The organism is Pseudomonas sp. GM41(2012), assembly GCF_000282315.2.
Taxonomy (GTDB): Bacteria; Pseudomonadota; Gammaproteobacteria; order Pseudomonadales; family Pseudomonadaceae; genus Aquipseudomonas.
The window spans coordinates 54583-76415 of the sequence record NZ_AKJN02000007.1 but is presented as its reverse complement, the minus strand read 5'-3'; the positions used below and the strand labels follow the sequence as shown (position 1 = coordinate 76415).

The 21833-nt window shown below is 59.1% G+C and carries 19 protein-coding genes; 5 read left to right on the top strand and 14 right to left on the bottom strand.

Features of this window, described 5'->3' with window-relative positions; translation table 11 throughout:
- Positions 1-97: 97 nt before the first annotated feature.
- The 5 genes from PMI27_RS14085 to PMI27_RS14110 form a co-directional block, all read right to left on the bottom strand.
- Positions 98-1327, bottom strand: a complete 1230-nt coding sequence (locus PMI27_RS14085) for a nucleoside recognition domain-containing protein (protein ID WP_008155625.1) — start codon at positions 1325-1327, stop codon at positions 98-100.
- Positions 1328-1519: 192 nt separating this feature from the next.
- A complete protein-coding gene (gltP, locus tag PMI27_RS14090; RefSeq protein ID WP_008155623.1) occupies positions 1520-2851 on the bottom strand; it encodes a glutamate/aspartate:proton symporter GltP in 1332 nt (443 codons plus the stop codon).
- A 706-nt stretch (positions 2852-3557) separates the two neighbouring features.
- The gene (locus PMI27_RS14100) at positions 3558-4022 is read right to left on the bottom strand and encodes an inhibitor of vertebrate lysozyme family protein (protein ID WP_008155618.1); all 465 of its coding nucleotides are present in this window, start codon (positions 4020-4022) and stop codon (positions 3558-3560) included.
- Positions 4023-4024: 2 nt separating this feature from the next.
- Complete coding sequence (locus PMI27_RS30500; protein ID WP_003177151.1) at positions 4025-4189, bottom strand: DUF1328 domain-containing protein; 165 nt, start codon at positions 4187-4189, stop codon at positions 4025-4027.
- 81 nt (positions 4190-4270) lie between these two features.
- On the bottom strand, positions 4271-4558 hold the full coding sequence (locus tag PMI27_RS14110; RefSeq protein WP_008155616.1) for a hypothetical protein: 288 nt from the start codon (positions 4556-4558) through the stop codon (positions 4271-4273).
- Positions 4559-4994: 436 nt separating this feature from the next.
- Between PMI27_RS14110 and algB the strand changes: the two genes are divergently transcribed.
- Together algB and PMI27_RS14120 are read left to right on the top strand one after the other, a co-directional pair.
- Positions 4995-6341 carry a sigma-54-dependent response regulator transcription factor AlgB gene (gene algB, locus PMI27_RS14115; protein ID WP_008155614.1) on the top strand — a complete coding sequence of 449 codons (1347 nt, stop codon included), beginning with the start codon at positions 4995-4997 and terminating at the stop codon, positions 6339-6341.
- A 10-nt stretch (positions 6342-6351) separates the two neighbouring features.
- On the top strand, positions 6352-8142 hold the full coding sequence (locus tag PMI27_RS14120; RefSeq protein WP_008155612.1) for a KinB sensor domain-containing domain: 1791 nt from the start codon (positions 6352-6354) through the stop codon (positions 8140-8142).
- Positions 8143-8154: 12 nt separating this feature from the next.
- Here PMI27_RS14120 and PMI27_RS14125 read toward each other — a convergent pair whose 3' ends face one another.
- From PMI27_RS14125 to PMI27_RS14155, 7 genes are all read right to left on the bottom strand, one after another.
- Positions 8155-9768 (bottom strand): EAL domain-containing protein, encoded by a 1614-nt coding sequence (locus PMI27_RS14125; RefSeq protein ID WP_008155611.1) that lies wholly within the window; start codon positions 9766-9768, stop codon positions 8155-8157.
- Positions 9769-9843: 75 nt separating this feature from the next.
- Positions 9844-10623: an N-acetylmuramoyl-L-alanine amidase gene (locus PMI27_RS14130; protein ID WP_008155609.1), complete on the bottom strand. Its 780-nt coding sequence runs from the start codon at positions 10621-10623 to the stop codon at positions 9844-9846.
- Positions 10624-10726: 103 nt separating this feature from the next.
- Positions 10727-12805 (bottom strand): diguanylate cyclase, encoded by a 2079-nt coding sequence (locus tag PMI27_RS14135; RefSeq protein WP_024164576.1) that lies wholly within the window; start codon positions 12803-12805, stop codon positions 10727-10729.
- On the bottom strand, positions 12802-13680 hold the full coding sequence (locus PMI27_RS14140) for an endonuclease/exonuclease/phosphatase family protein (protein ID WP_008156012.1): 879 nt from the start codon (positions 13678-13680) through the stop codon (positions 12802-12804). The genes PMI27_RS14135 and PMI27_RS14140 overlap by 4 nt, the downstream gene beginning before the upstream one ends.
- A 14-nt stretch (positions 13681-13694) precedes the next feature.
- Positions 13695-14336, bottom strand: a complete 642-nt coding sequence (locus tag PMI27_RS14145) for a thiol:disulfide interchange protein DsbA/DsbL (protein ID WP_008156010.1) — start codon at positions 14334-14336, stop codon at positions 13695-13697.
- 200 nt (positions 14337-14536) lie between these two features.
- Entirely contained in the window at positions 14537-15148 is a 612-nt protein-coding gene (locus PMI27_RS14150) for a c-type cytochrome (RefSeq protein ID WP_008156009.1), read from the bottom strand.
- 46 nt (positions 15149-15194) lie between these two features.
- The gene (locus tag PMI27_RS14155; protein WP_008156007.1) at positions 15195-15485 is read right to left on the bottom strand and encodes a c-type cytochrome; all 291 of its coding nucleotides are present in this window, start codon (positions 15483-15485) and stop codon (positions 15195-15197) included.
- A gap of 191 nt (positions 15486-15676) precedes the next feature.
- On the opposite strand from PMI27_RS14155, the gene yihA reads away from it, so the two are divergent.
- The gene (gene yihA, locus PMI27_RS14160) at positions 15677-16318 is read left to right on the top strand and encodes a ribosome biogenesis GTP-binding protein YihA/YsxC (RefSeq protein WP_008156006.1); all 642 of its coding nucleotides are present in this window, start codon (positions 15677-15679) and stop codon (positions 16316-16318) included.
- Between the two features lie 300 nt (positions 16319-16618).
- Here yihA and polA read toward each other — a convergent pair whose 3' ends face one another.
- Positions 16619-19390: a DNA polymerase I gene (polA, locus tag PMI27_RS14165; protein WP_008156003.1), complete on the bottom strand. Its 2772-nt coding sequence runs from the start codon at positions 19388-19390 to the stop codon at positions 16619-16621.
- A 74-nt stretch (positions 19391-19464) separates the two neighbouring features.
- Between polA and PMI27_RS14170 the strand changes: the two genes are divergently transcribed.
- Positions 19465-19755, top strand: a complete 291-nt coding sequence (locus PMI27_RS14170; protein ID WP_008156001.1) for a DUF2782 domain-containing protein — start codon at positions 19465-19467, stop codon at positions 19753-19755.
- A 58-nt stretch (positions 19756-19813) separates the two neighbouring features.
- The gene (locus PMI27_RS14175) at positions 19814-20764 is read left to right on the top strand and encodes a homoserine kinase (protein WP_008155999.1); all 951 of its coding nucleotides are present in this window, start codon (positions 19814-19816) and stop codon (positions 20762-20764) included.
- 144 nt (positions 20765-20908) lie between these two features.
- Here the strand turns inward: PMI27_RS14175 and PMI27_RS14180 are convergent, their stop codons facing one another.
- Complete coding sequence (locus PMI27_RS14180; RefSeq protein ID WP_008155997.1) at positions 20909-21829, bottom strand: zinc ABC transporter substrate-binding protein ZnuA; 921 nt, start codon at positions 21827-21829, stop codon at positions 20909-20911.
- Positions 21830-21833: the final 4 nt, after the last annotated feature.

The window sequence follows — 21833 nt, the reverse complement described above, 5'->3', positions numbered from 1 at the left end:
ATCAGATACAACTTGAATTCAGAAATTGGGGCCGCTTCGCGACCCAACGGGGACAAGTCCCCTCGCCACAAAGGCTCGCTCCCACAGGGTTTTGTGGTTAGCCGAAGAACCAGTAACAAACGCCGATCGCGCCGAGAACGCCGGCAAGCTCCGCTAGCAACGCACACCCCACCGCATGCCGCGCCCGCTGGATTCCCACTGCGCCGAAGTACACCGCCAATACGTAGAACGTCGTTTCGGTACTGCCCTGAATCGTCGCCGCCACCAGCGCCGGGAAGCTGTCCACGCCAGACGTTTTCATTGTTTCGATCAGCATCGCCCGGGCGGCACTGCCGGAGAACGGCTTGACCATGGCGGTCGGCAGCGCATCGACGAAGCGCGTGTCCCAACCGGCCCATTCCACCAGATGCCGGATCCCGTCCAGGCCAAAGTCCAGCGCTCCGGATGCCCGCAGCACGCCGACGGCACACAGCATCGCCACCAGATACGGCAGCAGGTTCTTGGCCACGTCGAAGCCTTCTTTGGCGCCTTCGACGAACGCTTCGTACACCTTCACTTTGCGCAGCGCGCCGATCACTAGAAACAGCATGATCAGCCCGAACAGCGTCACGTTGCCGAGGATCGATGACAGGCTGGCCAGAGCGGTCGCTGAGAGCGTCGCCAGCAGCGCCATGAAGGCACCGAGGGCCAAGGCGCCGGGAATCAGGTACGCGAGCACCACCGGGTCCCACAGGCGCAGACGCTGCATGAACGCCACCGACAGCAGGCCGACCAATGTCGAGCAACTGGTGGCGAGCAGGATTGGCAGGAACACCAGGGTCGGATCGGGCGCACCTTGCTGGGCGCGGTACATGAAGATCGTCACCGGCAGCAGGGTCAGGGAGGAGGCGTTGAGCACCAGGAACAGGATTTGCGCGTTGCTGGCGATGGTGTCGCTGGGATTGAGCTCTTGCAGCGCCTTCATGGCTTTAAGGCCGATTGGCGTGGCGGCGTTGTCCAGGCCCAGGCCGTTGGCGGCGAAGTTCAGCGTGATCAGGCCGATGGCTGGGTGCCCGGCCGGCACTTCCGGCATCAACCGCAGGAACAACGGGCCCAGCGCTTTGGCCAGCCACTCGACGATCCCGGCCTTCTCGGCAATCCGCAGAAAGCCCAGCCAGAGCGTCAGCGTGCCGAACAACAGGACCATGACTTCGACCGACAACTTGGCCATGGCGAAAATGCTTTCCACCATCGCCGCGAAGATCCCGGCGTTTCCGCCGATCAGCCATTGCGCCAGTGCCGAAACGGCAGCCACGATGAAGAAGCCAAGCCACAGGCCATTAAGCATCAGTCAAATCCCCCGAAGAATGCGGCGAATGATAGCGGGGTAGCCAGAAACGACAAACCCCGGATTTCTCCGGGGTTTATTTTGGCTCTTCTTGTAGGAGCAAAGCTTGCTCGCGATGCGGGCGCTGCGGTCTATCAGCTATACCGCGTCATCGTTCATCGCGGGCAAGCCATGCTCCTACAGAGGGCGTGATCAGTTGCTGGAAACTTCGCCCACCGGCAATTTTTCCTTGCTGCGCCAGTGCGGCAGGGAGTTCCAGTAGCGCTGGCCCTTGGCGTCGTCGTACATGCCTTCCCAGCGGGAGATGACCAGCACGGCCAAGGCATTGCCGATCACGTTCAGTGCGGTACGGGCCATGTCCATGATGCGGTCGACACCAGCGATGAACGCCAGGCCTTCGAGCGGAATACCCACGCTGCCCAAGGTAGCCAGCAGCACCACAAAGGACACACCCGGTACGCCGGCGATACCTTTGGAGGTAACCATCAGGGTCAGCACCAGCAGCAACTGCTGGCTGATCGACAGGTCGATGCCGTAGAGCTGGGCAATGAAGATGGCCGCGATGCTCTGGTACAGGGTCGAACCGTCGAGGTTGAACGAGTAGCCGGTCGGTACCACGAAGCTGCAAATGGCTTTCGGCGCGCCGTAGGCTTCCATTTTCTCGATCACGCGCGGCAGCACGGTTTCGGAACTGGCGGTGGAGTAGGCCAGCACCAGCTCATCCTTGAAGATGCGCATCAGCTTGATCACCGAGAAGCCGAACAGGCGAGCGATCAGGCCCAGTACCACGAAGGCGAAGAAGGCGATGGCGACGTAAACCAGGATCACCAGTTTGGCCAGCGGCAACAGGGAGGCGAAGCCGAAGTTGGCCACAGTCACCGCGATCAGTGCGAAAACGCCGATCGGGGCGTAGTTCATGATCATGTGAGTGACTTTGAACATGCTTTCCGACACGCCCTGGAACATCTTCACCAGCGGCTCGCGCAGGTCCGATTGCAGGCTCGACAGACCGAGACCGAACAATACGGAGAAGAAGATGATCGGCAGCATCTCGCCGCGGGCCATGGCCGCGAAGATGTTCGACGGGATCAGGTTGAGGATGGTCTGGATGAACGCATGTTCATGCTGAACCTCGGCGGCCGTGGCCTGGTACTTGGAAATATCCACGGTACCCAGGGTGCTCATGTCGATGCCGGTGCCCGGATGGAACACGTTGGCCAACACCAGACCGACCACGATGGCGATGGTGGTGACGATCTCGAAGTAGAGGATGGTCTTGAGGCCGATACGCCCAAGCTTTTTCGCGTCGCCGACGCCTGCAATACCGACGATCAGCGAAGAGATCACGATCGGGATCACAATCATCTTGATCAGACGGATAAAGATATCGCCTGCTGGTTGCAGGACGTTGCTGACCCACCAGGCTTTTTCGGCACTGAAATGGTTGAGCAGCGCACCGATTGCAATCCCCAATACCAGACCGATGAGGATCTGCCAGGCGAGGCTAAGCTTTGCCTTCTTCATATCTTTACCCTTACTTGCGTTTGACTCAGGCAGATGCAAGAACTGGAACGCTTGTGGCGAAAAAGTCTTGTGCATCTACCCCCGTATAAGGTGCCCCGGAGCGCTTGTTATCGGCTCTCTGGCAGGCGAAAAAAGGCGCAACTATTCAGATGCAAGGAAGCGACGTCTAATGCCGTAAACGCCTACCCTATGCCGAATCGGCATGAGCTTTTTTTACTGAAACTCGCGTCCCAACCGGTTCGAATACGACATTTCGGCAGGCATAAGTGCCGTGAACCGGCCATTGCAGAGGAGATTGGTTGTTTTTTGAACAAGGGAATGAGGACTAAAACTTGGGAAAAAGCCTACGTTTGAGCGCGAAAATTCTCGGTCTTTAAGGCGCAGTTTTCTCGATATACGGTCACCAAAGAAACACCGCGAAATGGTTTTGCGAGGGATTAGCGGAGATGGCGCGGAGGAGGCGAGCAGAACGCTCTAGGACAATACTTTGCGCTGAAGAGCTCTTCGCAAGTCCGTCGATCCATGAGTGACCGACGAACTTGCGTCGCAGCTTCTGCCTGATCCGGCCCTTGCGCAGGTACTCCCTGTACCCGTAGGTCACTCCGCCCCTGAAACAGGCAGAACGTCCCGGCCCCTTGATCATGCGTCTACCGTCCTCGGGTAGCGCAGTGGAAAGAAGCCATGCTGCTTCTTTCATGTTACGAATTCAGTACCAGTGTGGATCTTTCTTCAGTTGTTCCATCAACAAGTCCCGCATGCCCTGGTCCGGCTTTCCCAGAAAGCGGTAGTCGGCATGTCGCGTGGGCGACTTGTCGGCCGGCAGCCCCGCAGGCACTTCGACCAGCATGGCGTAGGCATCCTTCTTGTCGAAGCTGACGGCAATGATCAAGCGCTTGTTGAGGCATGTCGCCTGCGTTTCGCACAACGGCCCAACCAGATACTTTTCGCCATCTTCTTCAACGGCATTCATTTGTTCGGCGTCGCCGGACAGGTTCATGACCCATTCCGGCAGACGTTCCTCCTTCTTCACCACGCCTTGCCAGGTTTCACGGTACTGCGGGTCTGCATTGAGCAACTCATTGACCCGCGTCTGGCCGTCATTGGCCGCTGTTGCCATGGCACTGCCGCCCAGAAACAGGGCGGCTGCCAGTGTCTTTAACAAAACGCTCATATTCACCCTCGACCGCGACGGCCAAAGAAGAAGGAAGCAATGAACATCACCAGGAACACGACAAAGAGAATCTTGGCGATACCCGTGGCGGTGCCCGCGATACCACCGAAGCCCAGTACCGCAGCGATGATGGCAATAATCAAGAATGTGATTGCCCAGCTCAACATGGTGATTCTCCTTACGCTTCTATTTAGAGATGTTGCTTGTGGTGCTTTTCCCGGCGCATCGAAAGCGCCAAGTTCATGTGTTTAGAACACCCAATGTTCCTGGCGAGGCATCTCATCCGCAGGTTGAGCCTGGTCGACGTCCATCATTCGCATTGGGGGGCTGTCAGCCTGGTTGCTGCTGGCCGCACTGAAATGAGTTTGGGTCGGGTGCTGAATCGACAAGCGTGGCGCTTCTTGCTGATGGTTCTGCTCCCAACGCTGAAACTGCTGGCCGACGATCAAGGTGATCAATAGCGCCAGAACAGCAAACAGACCTTGCTGGATATGCAGTGGCGAGATACGCAACTGGGCGGCACGTTGGCGACTCATCCTGAAGCTCCTCCCACTCTGTGGTGATCTTGTTAGGGGGCGACTTCTTGAATGCCCCGGTCAATCACACTGTTGCAGTCTGCATGCCAGCTTTTGCTGATAATAAAATCCAATAAAATCAACTAGTTATGAATAATGTGGAAACCGGATCGGACGCATCCTGCACGATGGTCCTTTTGAAGTCGTGCGTAATGCACGATGGGCGAGTGGGAACTTTCAATATTTTTGAATTGCGAAGAGGGTGTGGATGTCACAAGGGGACACTGCCAATCGCCTGCGAACCGGCTATCTGATAAAAAAACAACAAAATCAGGCGATTAGCCGTAGGGTGAGGGGAGAGCTACGCTGCTGTGGCTGAAATCGACCAGAATCAACCATGCAACTTGCCCGATTATTCTGGGACTAACCAAGATCATTCATTAAGGAGCGTAGGAAAATGGAGTCAGCCACTGAGCATCAAGGCCGCATTCTGCTGGTGGACGATGAGTCCGCCATCCTGCGTACTTTCCGTTATTGCCTCGAAGATGAAGGCTATAGCGTCGCTACCGCCAACAGCGCCGCTCAGGCGGATGCACTGCTTCAGCGTCAAGTGTTCGACCTGTGTTTCCTCGATCTGCGACTGGGGGAAGACAACGGCCTCGATGTGCTGGCCCAAATGCGCATTCAGGCGCCGTGGATGAGGGTGGTGATCGTCACCGCTCACTCGGCCGTGGACACGGCGGTCGATGCCATTCAGGCCGGGGCCGCCGACTATCTGGTCAAGCCCTGCAGCCCCGACCAATTGCGCCTGGCCACCGCCAAGCAGCTGGAAGTGCGGCAACTGTCGGCACGCCTGGAAGCCCTTGAAGGCGAAGTGCGCAAACCCAAGGATGGCCTGGACTCTCACAGCCCGGCGATGAAAGTCGTGCTCGAAACCGCCCGCCAGGTGGCCAACACCGATGCCAATATTTTGATTCTCGGCGAGTCCGGCACCGGTAAAGGCGAACTGTCCCAGGCCATTCACGGCTGGAGCAAGCGCTCGAAGAAATCCTGCATCACGATCAACTGCCCGTCCCTGACCGCCGAACTCATGGAAAGCGAGCTCTTCGGCCACAGCCGTGGCGCGTTCACCGGGGCCAGCGAAAGTACTCTGGGTCGTGTCAATCAGGCCGACGGTGGGACGCTGTTTCTTGACGAGATCGGCGATTTTCCGTTGGTTTTGCAACCTAAACTGCTGCGTTTCATCCAGGATAAAGAATACGAACGGGTGGGCGACCCGGTCACCCGCCGCGCCGATGTGCGCATCCTCGCGGCCACAAACCAGAACCTCGAAGACATGGTCCGCGACGGCCGTTTCCGTGAAGATTTGCTCTACCGCCTGAACGTCATCACCTTGCACCTGCCGCCACTGCGCGAGCGCAGGGAGGATATTCTGACCCTGGCCGATCGCTTTCTGGCCCGCTTCGTCAAGGAATACGCGCGTCCGGCTCGGGGCTTCAGCGACGAAGCCCGTGAAGCGCTGCTCGGCTACCGCTGGCCGGGGAATATTCGCGAACTGCGCAACGTTGTGGAGCGGGCAAGCATCATTTGTCCACAGGAACGGGTCGAGATCAGTCACTTGGGCATGGCTGAAACCCCGGTCAACAACGCTCCTCGCATCGGCGCCGCGCTGAGCCTGGATGAATTGGAAAAAGCCCACATCGGAGCGGTCCTCGCCACGGCAGATACGCTGGACCAGGCCGCCAAGACCCTGGGTATCGATGCCTCGACGTTGTACCGAAAACGCAAGCAGTACAACTTGTGAGCTGTCTCCGATGAGACTGGCGATGAAGTTGCGCACGCGGCTGTTTCTGAGTATTTCCGCACTGATCACTGTGGCGCTGCTTGGGCTGTTGCTCGGGCTGGTCAGCGTGATGCAGATGGCGAGTTCTCAGGAAGCGCTGATTCGCAATAACTTCGCCACGCTCGACGTGGGACTGAAATTGCGTCAGACCCTGGGCGATCAGCTGATGATCATGCTCAGCGAGAAGCCGGATCCTGCAGCGTTCGAGGCGTCCAAGCAGCATTATTTCCAGTTGCTTGATGACGGCATTGTCCATGCCCAGGCTGGCGATGAGCGCCAGTTCGGTTTCGAACAGGCCAAGACTGACTACCTGAGCTTTCTGCAGGTGTACGACCTGTCACGTGACTCGACGCAGGTGTTGAGTGGCAACAAAGAACTCACCGAAAAATTCAATGCGCTGCGCAATGGTTTGATCGTCGAGCAACAGCGTGCGCTGGATAACATCAATGCCACCGAACGGCAGGCTCGGGAGAGGGCGCTGCTGATTGCCGGCCTGCTCGGGCTGGTGGGGCTGGCGGTGCTGATCATCGGCTTCGTCACCGCCCACGCTATCGCTCAACGTTTTGGTGCGCCGATCGAGGCTCTGGCCCAAGCGGCGGACAACATCGGCCAAGGCAATTTCGAAGTGACGCTACCGATTTCCTCGGCCGTGGAAATGAATCAGCTGACCAAGCGCTTCGGGATCATGGCCGAGGCCCTGCGTGAGCATCAGGCCACCAATGTCGATGAGCTGCTCGCAGGCCAGCAGCGGTTGCAAGCGGTGCTCGACAGCATCGACGATGGGTTGCTGATGATCGACCGCGATGGCCGTTTGGAACACCTCAACCCGGTTGCGCAACGTCAGTTGGGTTGGGACAGTGATCGTCTCGGTCAGGGTCTGGGTACGGCGCTTGAGCGCCCCGAACTCGATGATCAGCTGCAACTGGTACTGCGCGGTGGCACCCTGGAGCGGGCGCCTGAGGACCTGAGTATCGAGGTCGATGGTGAGTCGCGGTTGCTGACCTTCAGTCTGACGCCAGTCAGCCATACGCAGGGTCATATTCTCGGCGCCGTGATGGTGCTGCATGACGTCACCGAACAGCGGGCGTTTGAACGGGTGCGCAGCGAGTTTGTGCTGCGCGCCTCCCATGAATTGCGAACGCCGGTGACCGGGATGCACATGGCGTTCGGCCTGTTTCGCGAGCGCGCGCACTTTGACAAGGACTCGCGTGAAGCTGATCTGCTGGACACCGTGAATGAAGAGATGCAGCGCTTGATGCAGTTGATCAACGACCTGCTGAACTTCTCTCGCTACCAGAACGGATTGCAGAAACTCACGTTGGCGCCGTGCTCCATCGAGGATTTGCTGGACCAGGCCCGGGCACGTTTTGCCGGCCCGGCAGAAGAGCAGGGCATCGACCTGCTAGTGGAAGTGCAAGGGCCATTGCCGCGATTGCAGGCCGATCAGCCGCAGCTGGACCGGGTGCTCGATAACCTGATCGACAACGCGTTGCGCCACACCGCTTCCGGCGGGCAAATACGTTTGCAGGCTCGACGCCATGGGGAGCGGGTGATTATCAGCGTCGAGGACAACGGCGAAGGCATTGCCTATGGTCAGCAGGGGCGGATTTTCGAACCCTTTGTACAGGTGGGTCGCAAGAAGGGCGGTGCCGGGCTCGGTCTGGCACTGTGCAAGGAAATCGTGCAGCTGCACGGCGGGCGGATGGGTGTTTATTCGCGACCGGGGCAGGGTACTCAGTTCTATATGGCGTTGTCGGTTTAAGCCGCAGCCGCTTCAGGCTTCGTCATCGAGACGTCGGGCGGCCATTCGGCGGCCACGGGTAATCAGCTCGATGAACTGCACCGCACTCAACGCATGGGCGAATAGCCAACCCTGACCGAACTTCACGCCTTCGCTGCTCAGAAGCGCCGCCTGGGATTCGAGTTCGATGCCCTCGGCAATCACCTTGAGTTGCAGGGCTTGGGCCATGTGAATGATGTGCGGGGCGACACCGCTACTTGCAGCGTCATGACCCAGCGCATCGATAAACGCCTTGTCGATTTTCAGGCAATCGACTGGCAGGGTTTGTAGGTAGGCAAGGCTGCAATAGCCGGTGCCAAAGTCATCGATCAGCACTTGATGCCCGACATCCCGCAAGGCTTGCAGGTTTTCCCGGGCGACCACGACATCGATCAATCCCCGCTCGGTAACCTCAAAGGCAATTTGCTTTGCCGCGACGCGGTGCAAGGTCAGCAGGCGCGCCATTACCTGACCGATACGCGGCACCATGACGTCGCAGGCCGCCAGGTTGACCGAGATGTACAGTTGCGGATTGGCCCGCAACAAATGACCCAGTTGCTCAAGCAGGCGTTGCAGGACGAAGTCGGTCATCTGGCGAATCTGGCCGGTGTTCTCCGCCATCGGAATAAACAGGTCGGGGCTGGTCAGGGTGCCGTCCGGTCTTCGCCAGCGCAGCAAGGCTTCTGCCCCGACACAGTTGCGGCTGTCGAGGTCGAAAATCGGTTGATACAGCACCTGCAATTCGCCTCGTCGGATGGCACCACTCAGTTCGGCGTCCAGTGACTGTCGCTGGCGCACCAGCAAAAGCACCAGAAAACCCACGCATAAGGCGAGTGCCAGGCTGGCCGGCAGCAACCACCACCAGACGGCGGGCACCTGCATGCCGGTGCGCGGGCTGATCAGCACCAATTGGTATTCCGGATTGTTGGTGGGCATGCGGTAAATCAAGCGGGAATGCGTCACTTGTAGCGCGTCGAGGCTTTTCGGGGGCCAAGGTTCGGTGGGTGGCCAGGCCTGCGAGACACCCAGTACCGGAATCGCGCGTGTACCGTGGTCGAGCACCACCAGCAGGCTGCTGCCCGGTGGCAAGTCGACCATGTCGGTCAAATGCCCGCGAGATGTCGCGACACGAAAATTGCCGCGTCCGAGCATCAGCGCGGCGCGGTTTTCATCGGGTTCGGTGGTGGTGTTCAACCAGTAACTGTAGGTCGGCCCCTTGATGTCTGGCGGTCTTATCATCGACAGCCCTTCCTGGCGGGGGCGGTTGGAACAGATCCGCGAGGCGTCCATATAAGCGGCTTCGTAAACGAAACGGTAATTGAAGCTGACCTGTTGCAAGGTCGCGATCATTTCGTCATCGCAGCCGCGTAACGGCTGGGCTTCCAGGTCGTCGAGGCTTTCCCGCAACTGCCCGAACAGCTGCTCCAGACGAGCAAGGAAGCGCTCGCCCTGGGCATTCATCACTTCGCTTTCGTTTTGCTCGACTTGATGCATGGCCACGAACAGGCTGCCGGCCATCAGGAGTGTCGCGCTCAAGGCAGCAGCCAGTATCGCCAAAAACCAAGGGCGAAAGAACCAACTACGAAGTGTCTCTCGAGCAGCAGGCATAGGGAATATCCGAAGTATTACCAATGAGTTATAGCTGCTGATTGAAAAAAAGCGCTTACCGTCGGGCGGGCGTCATTATTTTGTCTGGTTCAAGACTTGTAGAAGCGCCGCGGTTTGCGCATCCGGTGTGCCATCGAAACGTGACGGTCGGAAATGCATCTGGAAGGCCGCAATCACATGACGTGTCGCAACATCCAGTTCGCCGGTTTGGGGGGTGGGATAACCCGCGCGGGCCAGCTGTGCCTGAAACCAGCTGATGGTGGGCAGTTGTACTTCGAACTGTGCTTGCTGACGCGTTACGGCCTGCTCATTCGGCCAGATTCCCAGGCCTTCGGCAGCCAGACGCTTCCACGGGAACAGCGGCCCCGGATCAAGTTTGCGCAGCGGGGCGATGTCGCTATGGCCGATGATGCTGCGGGGATTGATGGCGTAGCGCTTGCTGATGTCTTTGAGCAGGACGATCAGGGACTGGACCTGGTCTTCGCTGTAGGGGTACCAAAGGCGCCCGGTAGGGGTGTCTTTAAAACCCGGATTGACGATTTCGATGCCAATGGAGCTGGAGTTCAGCCAGGTCCGGCCTTGCCATTCGCTTTCCCCGGCATGCCAGGCTCGGACGTTTTCATCCATCAGTTTGTAGATGGTGGCGCCTTTGTTGTCGCCAATCAGGTAGTGGCTACTGACGTCGCCGTGGGTCAGCAGTTGCAGCGAGCGCTCCAGTGACGCGGAGGTGTAATGCACCACCACGAATTGAATGCGGCTGTCGTAATTGGCTGAAGGGTGACTTGTGTCGAACCGGGGGCCGCTGGCACAACCGGCCAACAGAATCAGCGACACGATGAGAGCTAGATATTTCATGGCAGAAGGCAATACACGCAAGACAGTAATGCAACAGTGTAACGTACTGCCTTGCGCGCAGACGGCCAACGCGAAGTTTTAAACAAAATGGAACAATTAACCGTCAGCCCAGTGCCACTTGATTGCGGCCGGCATGTTTCGCGCGATATAGCGCCTGATCGGCTCTTTTCAGGACCAGATCGCTATGTTCGCCGGGTTTGAATGCAGTCAGGCCCATGGAAATGGTGATGGTTACCGGCTCACCCTTGAAGTGGAAAGGACAGGCTTCGATCGAGGCGCGCAGCTTTTCCAGCAGTTTCGCACCAGCAGTTGGCGCTGTGTCTGGCATCAACAGGACAAACTCCTCACCGCCGAACCGGGCAATGAAATCCGTCCCGCGCAGGCGCTTGCGTAGCACGCTGGCGATGATTTTCAGTACTTTGTCGCCCGCCAGGTGACCATAGTTATCGTTAATGCGTTTGAAATGGTCGAGGTCGAGCATGGCCAGCAACAGGGTGTTGCCGTGTTGCTGCCATTGGCTGATTTCGTGATCCAGTCGTTCGCTCCAGGCTGCCCGGTTAGGCAGGCCGGTCAGCGGGTCGATCAAGGCTTTCTGACGCTGTTCTTCAAGATGCTCGCGGTAGCCCAGGGCTTCCTGCTCCATGTGCGCAACGCGTTCGGCCAGGCTATGAAGGCGGGCTGCGACTTCCTGCTCGCGCTCGTCACGCTGCTTCTGGTGCTGGTCCATGGTGCCGAGCAGGCCTTCCAGATGGTTTTCCAGAACGTGCTTGAGATCGTCCAGGTCGGCGGCTTCCTGCATGCTGCTCTGCAAGCCGTCGACCTGCTCGCGGATCTGCGTGTCCATCTCGCGTGCGGCGGAACGGTTGTCGGCATGGCCGTCGCTGGCGGCCTGTAAGTTGCTTTGGAACGACTCGAGGCGTTCGTTCAGCTGTTGCAAGTAGGCTTCGAATTCATGCTGGCCACTGTCGGTGATTGCCAGCATCAAGGTTGCCAGATCGTCGAGGATTGGCAGCAGTTCGTACCAGTTCAAACCGTTTTGCAGGCGATCACGCATCGCTTCGGCTTGCGGACGATGACGCTCGGGCAGCGTCAGGTCGTCGAGCAGGCCCAGTAGCGTGTCTTCGATATGCTTGGCCACCGAGCTGTAGGACGGCTCGGGTGAGTCCGGCAGGGCGTAGAGAACATCCGGCTCGGATTGTTCAGTGTCTACGGCGGCCAACGCCTCGGCCATGGCCGGGGGCAACGGCAGGCTGTCGAGATAGACCACCGGGGTCAGTTCGTCGGGATTGATTGCTGGTTGAGCGTGTATTTCTGGCTCGATGATTGATGGAGCCGGTTCTTCTGGATGTTCTATGTCCGGTTGCGGTTGCGTCTCTGGAGACTGGGCGCGTGCTCGCTCCGGCTCAAGCACCGGCGGGACAAATGCTACAACTGCAGGAGAAGGCGCTGTTGCGGGCGGAGCCTCGATCGGCGGTGGCTCGGACGCAGTAGCGGGCGTGGCAACTTGTGCGACCGCCACTGGCGGCTTATCGATCTCTGGCGCGAGATCGACAGTGACCTGTGGTGTCTCGGCATGAGGCACAGCAACCGCTTTGGCTAGCGGCGGGGCGGGCGTCGGGACGGTGGCGGAGGCAACCTGTAATGCTGCTTCATCCGCTTCACGGCTACCGAAGAGTCGCTGCAGCAAACCAGGGCGGCCGGGCTCTGCCGGGTTTTCAAGCTGGTTCAGGGCTTTGCCTTGCAGGCCGCTCAGTTCGCTGAGCAGCAACGGAATTTCGCGCGCCTGCCCGACTCTTGCATCCAGTTGCTTGGCGAAGTTTTTCAGCGGCCGGCTTACTTCGCGGGGCAGCGGTAATGTTTGCAGCTGCGAGACCAGTGCGGTCAATGCAGCGCTGGTCTGATTAATCCGGGTTTCCCGGCGTTGTTCGGAGTCGAGTACGGCTTTTTCCAGCCGCGGAAGCAGGGCGGCCAGACCGGCGTCCATGTCGTCGGTGCGCACGACTTCACGCATTTCCTTCATGCATTGGTCAACGACGCGGTCGGTGCCCTCGGCTGCCAGCGTGCTGCGTACCAGGCCACGACGCAGCAGGTCGAGTCGGGCGTCCCATCGACGTTCGAGCTTTTCCTGTTGTTCGATGCTTTTGAGGTATTTCTCTTTCCAGCGCTGTGCTTCGTCGCTCATTCATGGGATCCGCGAGGGGCAGGACTCAACGCGGGCAATGCATCGGCCGTGAGCGAACCCGGCAGACGAATCTCTACCGCGACCGGCAGGTGATCGGAAATGGGTTGTGCCAGCACCTCGACCTTTTCAAGGGTCAGGGTGGGGCTCAGCAGAATATGGTCCAGACAGCGCTGCGGGCGCCAGCTGGGGAACGTCGCTTCCAGTTGCGGCGCGAGCAGGCCAAGGTCACGCAACGGGGAGTTTTGCAGCAAGTCACTGGCATGGGTATTCATGTCGCCCATCAGCACCTGGTGTTTATAGCCGCCGATCAACTCGCGGATGTAAGCCAGTTGCATGCTGCGGGCGCGAGCGCCGAGCGCCAGGTGCATCATGACCACCACCAGCGCCTCAGGCCCTTCGCCAAAGCGCACCAGAATCGCCCCGCGCCCCTTGGGCCCCGGTAGCGGATGATCTTCAATCGCCCACGGACGCAGGCGGCTGAGCACACCATTGCTGTGCTGGCCGAGTCGTCCGAGATTGCGATTGAGTTGTTGATACCAGTAGGGGAATGCGCCGAGCTGGGCCAGGTGTTCGACCTGGTTGACGTAGCCTGATCGCAGGCTGCCGCCATCGGCTTCCTGCAAGGCGACCAGATCGAAGTCGCCCAGCAGATTGCCGATCTTCTGCAGATTGTCGGCACGCCCGGTGTGCGGCAACAGATGCTGCCAGCCCCGGGTCAGGTAGTGGTGATAGCGCTCGGTACTGATGCCGACCTGGATATTGAAACTGAGCAAGCGCAGACGACTGTCTGCGGGCAGGCCCGTCGTCTCCAGATGATGTTCGTTGACCCGCGGAGCATGCAGGCCAACGACGCGTTCAGTGCCCCAGCGGCGCATGGCAGTCGCTGCGCTTAGTTGGCAGCAGCCTTGTTAGCCGCTCGCTCTTTGTCGATCAGCTTGTCGGCCAGTTGCAATGCTTGCTCGGCGCCGCCGGCGGAGCCCACGTCGAAGCGATACTTGCCGTTGACGATCATGGTCGGAACTCCGGAGATTTCGTACTTTTTGGCCAGGTCAGTGGCCTTGACGATCTGGCCTTTGATGGCAAAGGAGTCGAAGGTGGCCAGGAACTTGTCCTTGTCTACGCCCTGAGTGGCCAGGAAATCGGCCATTTCATTCTTGTCGACCAGCTTCTTGTGTTCTTTCTGAATCGCGTTGAAGACCGCAGCGTGAACCTTGTTTTCGACGCCCATGGCTTCAAGAGTCAGGAACATCTGGCCGTGCGCGTTCCACGGGCCGCCGAACATGGCCGGAATGCGGACGAAGTTCACGTCGGAAGGCAGTTTCTCAACCCATGGATTGATCACGGGTTCGAAAGCGTAGCAGTGTGGGCAGCCGTACCAGAACAGCTCCACCACTTCGATCTTGCCAGGCACGGCCACCGGGACGGGATTGGTCAGTTCGACATAAGGCGCTGCGGGTGCTTCAGCAGCTTGGGCGGTCATGCCGAACAGGCTGGCAGCGACGAGTGCGGCGCTGATGATCAGATTACGCATGCTTTACTCCTGGACAATTTTGGTCGCCTCGCGCGACCTGTTTTCAGACAGGTACTGGCGGGCTTGAGTTCTGTAGTGTAACGGCAGCGGCCACAAAAAAGGGCGGCCAAAGCCACCCTTTTTATGCTTGCATCGACGGATTAATCGAGCGTTAACGTTGCGGGAGGTGTACTCCTCGCGCAACGCCCGATTTGTCGGTCTTAGTGCAGGCCTTGAATGTAGCTGGACACCGCTGCGATATCTTCGTCGCTCAGCTTTTTGGAAATGCTCTGCATCGGCTTGGTATCGCCATCGTTAGTGCGGCCGGCCTCTTCCTTGCGGAAGTCGGTCAGTTGCTTGGCGATGTATTGAGCGTGTTGACCGCCCAGGTGCGGGAAGCCGGCAGCTGCGTTGCCTGCGCCATTCGGCGAGTGGCAGCCGGTGCAGGCTGGCAGGCCCTTGGCCAGATCGCCGCCGCGGAACAGTGCTTCACCGCGAGAAACGACTTTCGGGTCGGCGGCGCCGACGCTGCCTTTCTGACTGGCGAAGTAGGCGGCGATATCGGCCAGATCCTGATCGCTCAGGTTGGTCAGCAGGCCGGTCATTTCCAGTACCGTGCGTTTGCCGGACTTGATGTCGTGTAGCTGCTTGTTCAGATAACGCTCGCCCTGGCCTGCCAGTTTCGGAAAGTTAGGCGCCATACTGTTGCCATCCGGGCCATGACAGGCGCCACATACTGCGGCTTTCGCCTGACCAGCAGTCGCATCACCTGCAGCATGGGCAATGCCGGAGATCCCCACGGTCAACAGCAGACTCACGATCAATTTGTTCATCAGCTAATCCAACTACGGCTAAGGGTTAAAGAGTTATGGACCGGGATCACTCGCTCATCCACTGGATGATTGCTTGGTAATCCTCGGCACTGCAGTCCATGCACAAACCACGCGGCGGCATCGCCTTGAAACCCTGGGTCACGTGTTGCACCAGCGTCTCCATACCTTTCGCCAACCTCGGCGTCCAAGCTTCCTGATCGCCCTTTTTGGGCGCCATGGGTAGTTGGCCGGAATGACAGGCACCACAAACACGGTTGTACACAGCTTCCGGATCCTGTGTAGCCTGAGCGCTGTAAAGCGGCATCAAGACACCGGCAGCTAGCAGCCATTTCGTCATAAAACGACCTTTTCAGGGTTGAGAGCGTTCTGCGTTCTAGTGCGCAATCAAGGTCAATCGCTCTCGTGAACTTCATCCTACGCTGGGACAAAGCGCACACAAAATCTGCGGCATTATATACTGGCGTCACTGAAACGGAAACGACACTGCTCGCCGCGTCCATTCCCGGCGCCGCCCACATCGGAAATCCCATGCAACTCAAGAACCCCATCCTCGGCCTGTGCCAACAGTCCACCTTCATGCTCAGCGCTGCCAAAGTCGATCAATGTCCCGACGACGAAGGCTTTGAAGTGGCCTTCGCCGGGCGTTCCAACGCCGGCAAGTCCAGTGCGCTGAACACCCTGACGCACGCTAGCCTCGCGCGAACCTCGAAAACTCCGGGTCGCACGCAGCTCTTGAACTTCTTCAAGCTAGACGATGATCGTCGTCTGGTCGACCTGCCGGGGTACGGTTACGCGAAAGTGCCTATCCCGTTGAAGCTGCACTGGCAGCGTCACCTGGAAGCCTATCTGGGTGGTCGTGAGAGTTTGAAAGGTCTGATTTTGATGATGGACATCCGTCATCCAATGACCGACTTCGACCTGCTGATGCTCGACTGGGCTGTCGCCAGCGGCATGCCGATGCACATTTTGCTGACCAAAGCCGACAAGCTGACCTACGGCGCGGCGAAAAACGTCCTGCTCAAGGTTCAGACAGACATCCGCAAGGGTTGGGGAGATGCGATCAGCATCCAGCTGTTCTCGGCGCCAAAACGCATGGGTCTGGAAGACGCCTACACTGTACTGGCGGGTTGGATGGAACTGGCGGACAAGGGCGCCGAGCTCGCGGAGTAAGCTCATTTACAAAACCGCGGGCAAAAAAAACCCCGGACTTCTTATGGGGAGGGGGAAGTTCCGGGGTTCAAGTTCCGGACCGCTAGGGCGGGGTCCAGATATCTGCCAACACTTAACACAACATTAGGAGCATCGAAGGGCTTCACCACCCATTCAGTAACTCTGAGTGGCGATTCAGGAAATTAGTTCAGAATTTTTTAAAAAGCCTTTGGAATAGGCCATCGAATTTTCCGAACTAAGAGCCCTTCGGTCTTTCTGCCGCGGCACTATGCCGCAGCGGAAAACACCTTTTCAGACGGTTCAGTGAGCCTCATCCCAGTTATTTCCTACACCAACCTCTACCAGCAGCGGAACATCAAGCTTCGCCGCGTCGCTCATGTGCACGCGAATTTCATCGCGGACCTGATCGACCAAATCCTCACGCACTTCCAGAACCAATTCATCGTGCACCTGCAGGATGACTTTGGCGTCGAGGCCTGACGCTGTCAGCCAGCTATCCACGGCAATCATGGCTTTCTTGATGATGTCCGCCGCAGTGCCTTGCATCGGGGCGTTGATTGCTGTGCGTTCGGCACCTTTGCGCAGGGCCGGGTTTTTCGCGTTGATTTCCGGCAGGTACAAGCGACGACCGAAGATGGTTTCGACGAAACCTTGTTCGGCAGCCTGGGCACGGGTGCGCTCCATGTACTCGAGTACGCCTGGGTAGCGGGCGAAATATCGGTCGATGTAAGCCTGGGATTGCTTGCGATCAACACCAATCTGTTTGGCCAGGCCAAACGCGCTCATACCGTAGATCAAACCGAAGTTGATCGCCTTGGCGCTACGCCGTTGGTCGGTGGTGACGTCTGCCAGTTCAACCCCGAAGACTTCCGCTGCGGTGGCTTTGTGCACGTCCAGATCGTTGCGGAACGCGTGCAGCAAACCTTCGTCCTTGGCCAGGTGAGCCATGATTCGCAGTTCGATTTGCGAATAGTCCGCCGCCAGCAGCTTGTAGCCTTTGGGTGCGACGAACGCCTGACGAATCCGACGCCCTTCAGCGGTGCGGATTGGAATGTTCTGCAGGTTCGGGTCACTGGACGACAAGCGCCCGGTTGCCGCGACGGCCTGATGGTAAGAGGTATGAATCCGCCCGGTGCGCGGGTTGATCTGCTCCGGCAGGCGATCGGTGTAGGTGCTTTTCAGCTTGCTCATCGAGCGGTACTGCATCAGCACTTTGGGCAGCGGGAAATCCTGTTCGGCCAGTTCCGCCAGCACGGCTTCGGCGGTGGACGCCTGGCCCTTGGCGGTTTTGCTGAGGATTGGCAGGCCGAGCTTTTCGTACAGGATCACGCCCAATTGCTTCGGCGAGCCGAGGTTGAATTCTTCCCCGGCAATGGCGAACGCCTCACGCTCGAGGGCGACCATTTTCTCGCCCAGCTCAACGCTCTGAATGCCCAGCAGGTTGGCATCGACCAGCGCGCCTTGGCGTTCGATCCGTGCCAGGACCGGCACCAGCGGCATTTCGATTTCGCTCAGAACCTTGCTCAGGCTCGGGATGGCGTTGAGTTTTTCCAGCAGGGTTTGATGCAGGCGCAGCGTTACGTCAGCGTCTTCGGCGGCGTAAGGTCCGGCCAGTTCCAGGGAGATCTGGTCAAATGTCAGCTGTTTGGCGCCTTTGCCGGCGATGTCCTGAAAACTGGTAGTGGTGTGATTCAGGTACTTGAGCGCCAGGCTGTCCATGTCGTGACGGGTCGCGGTGGAGTCCAGCACGTAGGATTCGAGCATCGTGTCGAAAGCGACGCCTTGCACGGTGATGCCACAACTCTGATCGCCACCGATGGCGCAGTTGGCCAGGATGTTCATGTCGAACTTGGCGTGCTGGCCGACCTTGAGTTTGTTCGGATCTTCCAGGATCGGCTTCAGCGCGCGCAGCACGGTGTCGCGATCGAGCTGGTCCGGCACGCCCATGTAGGAATGGGTCAGTGGGATGTAGGCCGCTTCGTTGGCTTGTACCGCAAAAGACAGGCCCACCAATTGCGCCTGCTGCGCATCGATGCCGGTGGTTTCGGTATCGAAGGCAATCAGCTTGGCGTCGTTGAGCTTCTTCAGCCACAGGTCGAAATCAGCCTGGGTGAGGATCGTTGTGTATTTGAGTTCGGTATCGACAGCCGCTTCTTCAGCCACCGGAGCGACGACTTCCTGGCCGGAACGCTTGGCGTCGCGCTGGTTCTCTTCGAACCAGCTCTTGAACTCAAGCAGGGTATAGAGCTCGGCGAGCTTGTCGTGATCCGGCTTGCCCATTTGCAGGTCGTCGAGGCCGATATCCAGCGGCACGTCGATCTTGATGGTTGCCAATTGGTAGGAGAGAAACGCCATCTCCTTGTGTTCTTCGAGCTTGGCCGGCAGGGTTTTGGCCCCGCGAATCGGCAGGGTCGGGACGATGTCGAGCTGCGCATAGAGCTCGGTCAGGCCGCCGTTCACGCCCACCAACAGGCCGGAAGCGGTCTTCGGACCAATGCCCGGAACGCCCGGAATGTTGTCGGACGAATCGCCCATCAGAGCCAGGTAATCGATGATCTGCTCGGGAGCGACGCCGAATTTCTCCTTCACGCCCTCCACGTCCAGCGCGCTACCGGTCATGGTATTGACCAAGGTAATGTGGCCGTCGACCAGCTGCGCCATGTCCTTGTCGCCGGTGGAGATCACCACCGGGCGGTCGGCCGCCGCACTGCTGCGGGCCAGGGTGCCGATCACGTCATCGGCTTCGACGCCTTCGACGCACAACAGTGGAAAGCCCAGGGCGATCACGCTCTGGTGCAGCGGCTCGATCTGAACACGCATGTCGTCGGGCATGCTCGGACGGTTGGCCTTGTATTCGGCGTACATGTCATCGCGAAATGTCCCACCCTTGGCGTCGAACACCACGGCAAACGGACTTTCCGGGTACTGCTTGCGCAGACTCTTGAGCATGTTCAATACGCCCTTGACCGCACCGGTCGGCAGGCCTTTGGACGTGGTCAGTGGTGGCAGGGCGTGAAAGGCGCGGTACAGGTAAGAAGAACCGTCCACCAGGACGAGGGGGGCTTGGCTCATGAGCAGGATCAACCTTTTCGGCGGGTCCGGCGCTAGAATAGCGGGACCGTTGACGACAAAGGGACAAGGTTATCATGCGCACACTAAATCGCCTGTTGCTGGCTGGGTTGTTTGCATCCGTTCCGTTGGCCGTCATGGCGGCGGACGATGCACCGACACCGGAGCCGGAAGTCACTATCCGCACGGAAGGGGATAAAACCATCCAGGAGTACCGTCAAAACGGTTTCCTGTATGCGATCAAGGTCACACCGAAGGGCGCTCCGCCGTATTTTCTGGTGCGCGCGGACGGGACCGATGCAAACTACATCCGTTCGGATCAGCCGGATATGCTGATTCCGTCGTGGAAGATCTTTGAGTGGAAGTAGTTTCTTAATTTCAATCGGCGCTGGCTCAAGCAGCGGCGCCCGTACTGGCAGTTCAAACATGTCTGTGTTCACCCCGCTGGCTCGGCCCGAGCTGGAAACCTTTCTCGCCCCTTACGGGCTCGGCCGCCTGCTTGATTTCCAGGGGATTGCCGCCGGTAGCGAAAACACCAATTTCTTCATCAGCCTGGAGCAGGGCGAATTTGTCCTGACTCTGGTTGAGCGCGGTCCGGTTCAGGAGATGCCATTCTTCATTGAACTGCTCGACGTGCTGCATGACGCCGACCTGCCCGTGCCTTATGCCTTGCGCACCACTGATGGCGTCGCCTTGCGCGAACTGGCCGGCAAACCTGCGCTGTTGCAGCCACGTCTGGCCGGCAAGCACATCAAGGAAGCCAATGCGCAGCATTGCGCTCAGGTGGGCGAGTTGCTCGGCCATCTACACCTTGCGACCCAGGCCAACATGATCAAGCGCAAGACCGATCGGGGCCTGGACTGGATGCTGGAAGAGGGCACGCAGTTGCTGTCGCACCTCAATGCCGAGCAAAGCGATCTGCTGCAACGGGCGCTGGACGAAATCACACAGCAGAAGACGAAAATTCTGGCGCTGCCGCGAGCCAACATCCACGCCGACCTGTTCCGCGATAACGCGATGTTTGAAGGCACGCACCTGACCGGGCTGATCGACTTCTATAACGCGTGTTCGGGGCCGATGCTCTACGACGTGGCGATCGCCTTGAACGACTGGTGTTCGGACGAGAGCGGGTTGATCGACGGGCCACGGGCGAGGGCGTTGCTCGGTGCTTATGCAGCGCTGCGACCGTTCACGGCGGCCGAAGCGGAGTTGTGGCCGACCATGCTGCGGGTGGCGTGTGTGCGGTTCTGGTTGTCGCGGTTGATCGCCGCCGAGTCGTTTGCCGGGCAGGACGTGCTGATTCACGATCCGATGGAGTTTCAGCAGCGTCTGGCGCAGCGGCAGAAGGTCAACACGCCGCTGCCGTTCGCCCTTTAAATTGTGGCGAGGGGGCTTGCCCCCGTTGGACCGGGCTGGCGCTCCAGCGCGAAGCGCTCCCCAGCAATTCATTGGGCGGGCTCATGTGGGGCTGCTTCGCAGCCCGACGGGGGCAAGCCCCCTCGCCACAGTTCTACGGGACGCTTACAACGACTCCAGACACCCCGCCAAATCATTCCCCAATTTCTCCAGCACCTGCTCATACCCCTGAGCGGTCGCCGGCGTGTACCCGCCCAGCGCGTCCAGTTCCGCCAGCTTCACCGGCAGACCCGCCACCAGGGTTTCCGCCAGGCGCGGACGTAGAGGCGGTTCGCTGAACACGCAGGTTTTGCCGACTTCCTGCAAACGAGTGCGCATCGCCGCGACGTGCTGGGCGCCGGGCTGGACCTCGGCGGCGACGCTGAATACGCCGGCGTGCTTGAGGCCGTAGGCGTCTTCAAAGTAGTCGAAGGCCTCGTGGAACACGAAGTACGGTTTGCCCGCGATGCCGGCCAGGCGCGCCTTCAAGCGAAGATCCAGTGCATCCAGACGCTCATCGAACGCCTTGAGGTTGCTCTGATAATGCGCGGCATTGGCCGGATCGGCTGCGCTCAGGTCTGCGGCCATTTTTGTGGCAATGACACGGGCGTTGACCGGCGAAAGCCACAGGTGCGCGTCCAGACTGCCGGGACGGTGATCGTGATCATGTTCGTCGGCTTCTTCGGCGTGGGAGTGGCTATCTTCGGCGAAGTGTCGCAGTTTCAGGCCCGGCAGATCCTGCACGGCGACGCTGGGCAGCGTACGACCATTCAGCACGCGGGGCAGGAAACCTTCCATGCTCGGACCGATCCAGTAAACCAGATCCACCGATTGCACCTTCCGTACGTCGGATGGGCGCAAGGCATAGTTGTGAGGCGAGGCGCCAGGCGGCAGCAAGACTTCCGGAATCGCCACGCCGTCCTGCACCGCCGCCGCGATCAGCTGTAGAGGCTTGATACTGGTGAGAACTTTGACTTCGGCGTGAGCTGAACTGATCAGCAGAAAACTTGCGACAAATGCGACAAAGATAGAAAAAAGTCGGGACACGATG

Bases quoted from the DNA above. Each gene is read 5' to 3' on its own strand.
- PMI27_RS14140 (WP_008156012.1), bottom strand. From the start codon at position 13,680: ATGCGCCGCTGGGGCACTGAACGCGTCGTTGGCCTGCATGCTCCGCGG.
- PMI27_RS14175 (WP_008155999.1), top strand. From the start codon at position 19,814: ATGTCTGTGTTCACCCCGCTGGCTCGGCCCGAGCTGGAAACCTTTCTC.
- PMI27_RS14155 (WP_008156007.1), bottom strand. From the start codon at position 15,485: ATGACGAAATGGCTGCTAGCTGCCGGTGTCTTGATGCCGCTTTACAGC.
- PMI27_RS14120 (WP_008155612.1), top strand. From the start codon at position 6,352: ATGAGACTGGCGATGAAGTTGCGCACGCGGCTGTTTCTGAGTATTTCC.
- algB (WP_008155614.1), top strand. From the start codon at position 4,995: ATGGAGTCAGCCACTGAGCATCAAGGCCGCATTCTGCTGGTGGACGAT.
- PMI27_RS14145 (WP_008156010.1), bottom strand. From the start codon at position 14,336: ATGCGTAATCTGATCATCAGCGCCGCACTCGTCGCTGCCAGCCTGTTC.
- PMI27_RS14135 (WP_024164576.1), bottom strand. From the start codon at position 12,805: ATGAGCGACGAAGCACAGCGCTGGAAAGAGAAATACCTCAAAAGCATC.
- PMI27_RS14125 (WP_008155611.1), bottom strand. From the start codon at position 9,768: ATGCCTGCTGCTCGAGAGACACTTCGTAGTTGGTTCTTTCGCCCTTGG.
- yihA (WP_008156006.1), top strand. From the start codon at position 15,677: ATGCAACTCAAGAACCCCATCCTCGGCCTGTGCCAACAGTCCACCTTC.
- PMI27_RS14110 (WP_008155616.1), bottom strand. From the start codon at position 4,558: ATGAGTCGCCAACGTGCCGCCCAGTTGCGTATCTCGCCACTGCATATC.
- PMI27_RS14085 (WP_008155625.1), bottom strand. From the start codon at position 1,327: ATGCTTAATGGCCTGTGGCTTGGCTTCTTCATCGTGGCTGCCGTTTCG.
- polA (WP_008156003.1), bottom strand. From the start codon at position 19,390: ATGAGCCAAGCCCCCCTCGTCCTGGTGGACGGTTCTTCTTACCTGTAC.
- PMI27_RS14100 (WP_008155618.1), bottom strand. From the start codon at position 4,022: ATGAGCGTTTTGTTAAAGACACTGGCAGCCGCCCTGTTTCTGGGCGGC.
- gltP (WP_008155623.1), bottom strand. From the start codon at position 2,851: ATGAAGAAGGCAAAGCTTAGCCTCGCCTGGCAGATCCTCATCGGTCTG.
- PMI27_RS14150 (WP_008156009.1), bottom strand. From the start codon at position 15,148: ATGAACAAATTGATCGTGAGTCTGCTGTTGACCGTGGGGATCTCCGGC.
- PMI27_RS14130 (WP_008155609.1), bottom strand. From the start codon at position 10,623: ATGAAATATCTAGCTCTCATCGTGTCGCTGATTCTGTTGGCCGGTTGT.
- PMI27_RS14170 (WP_008156001.1), top strand. From the start codon at position 19,465: ATGCGCACACTAAATCGCCTGTTGCTGGCTGGGTTGTTTGCATCCGTT.
- PMI27_RS30500 (WP_003177151.1), bottom strand. From the start codon at position 4,189: ATGTTGAGCTGGGCAATCACATTCTTGATTATTGCCATCATCGCTGCG.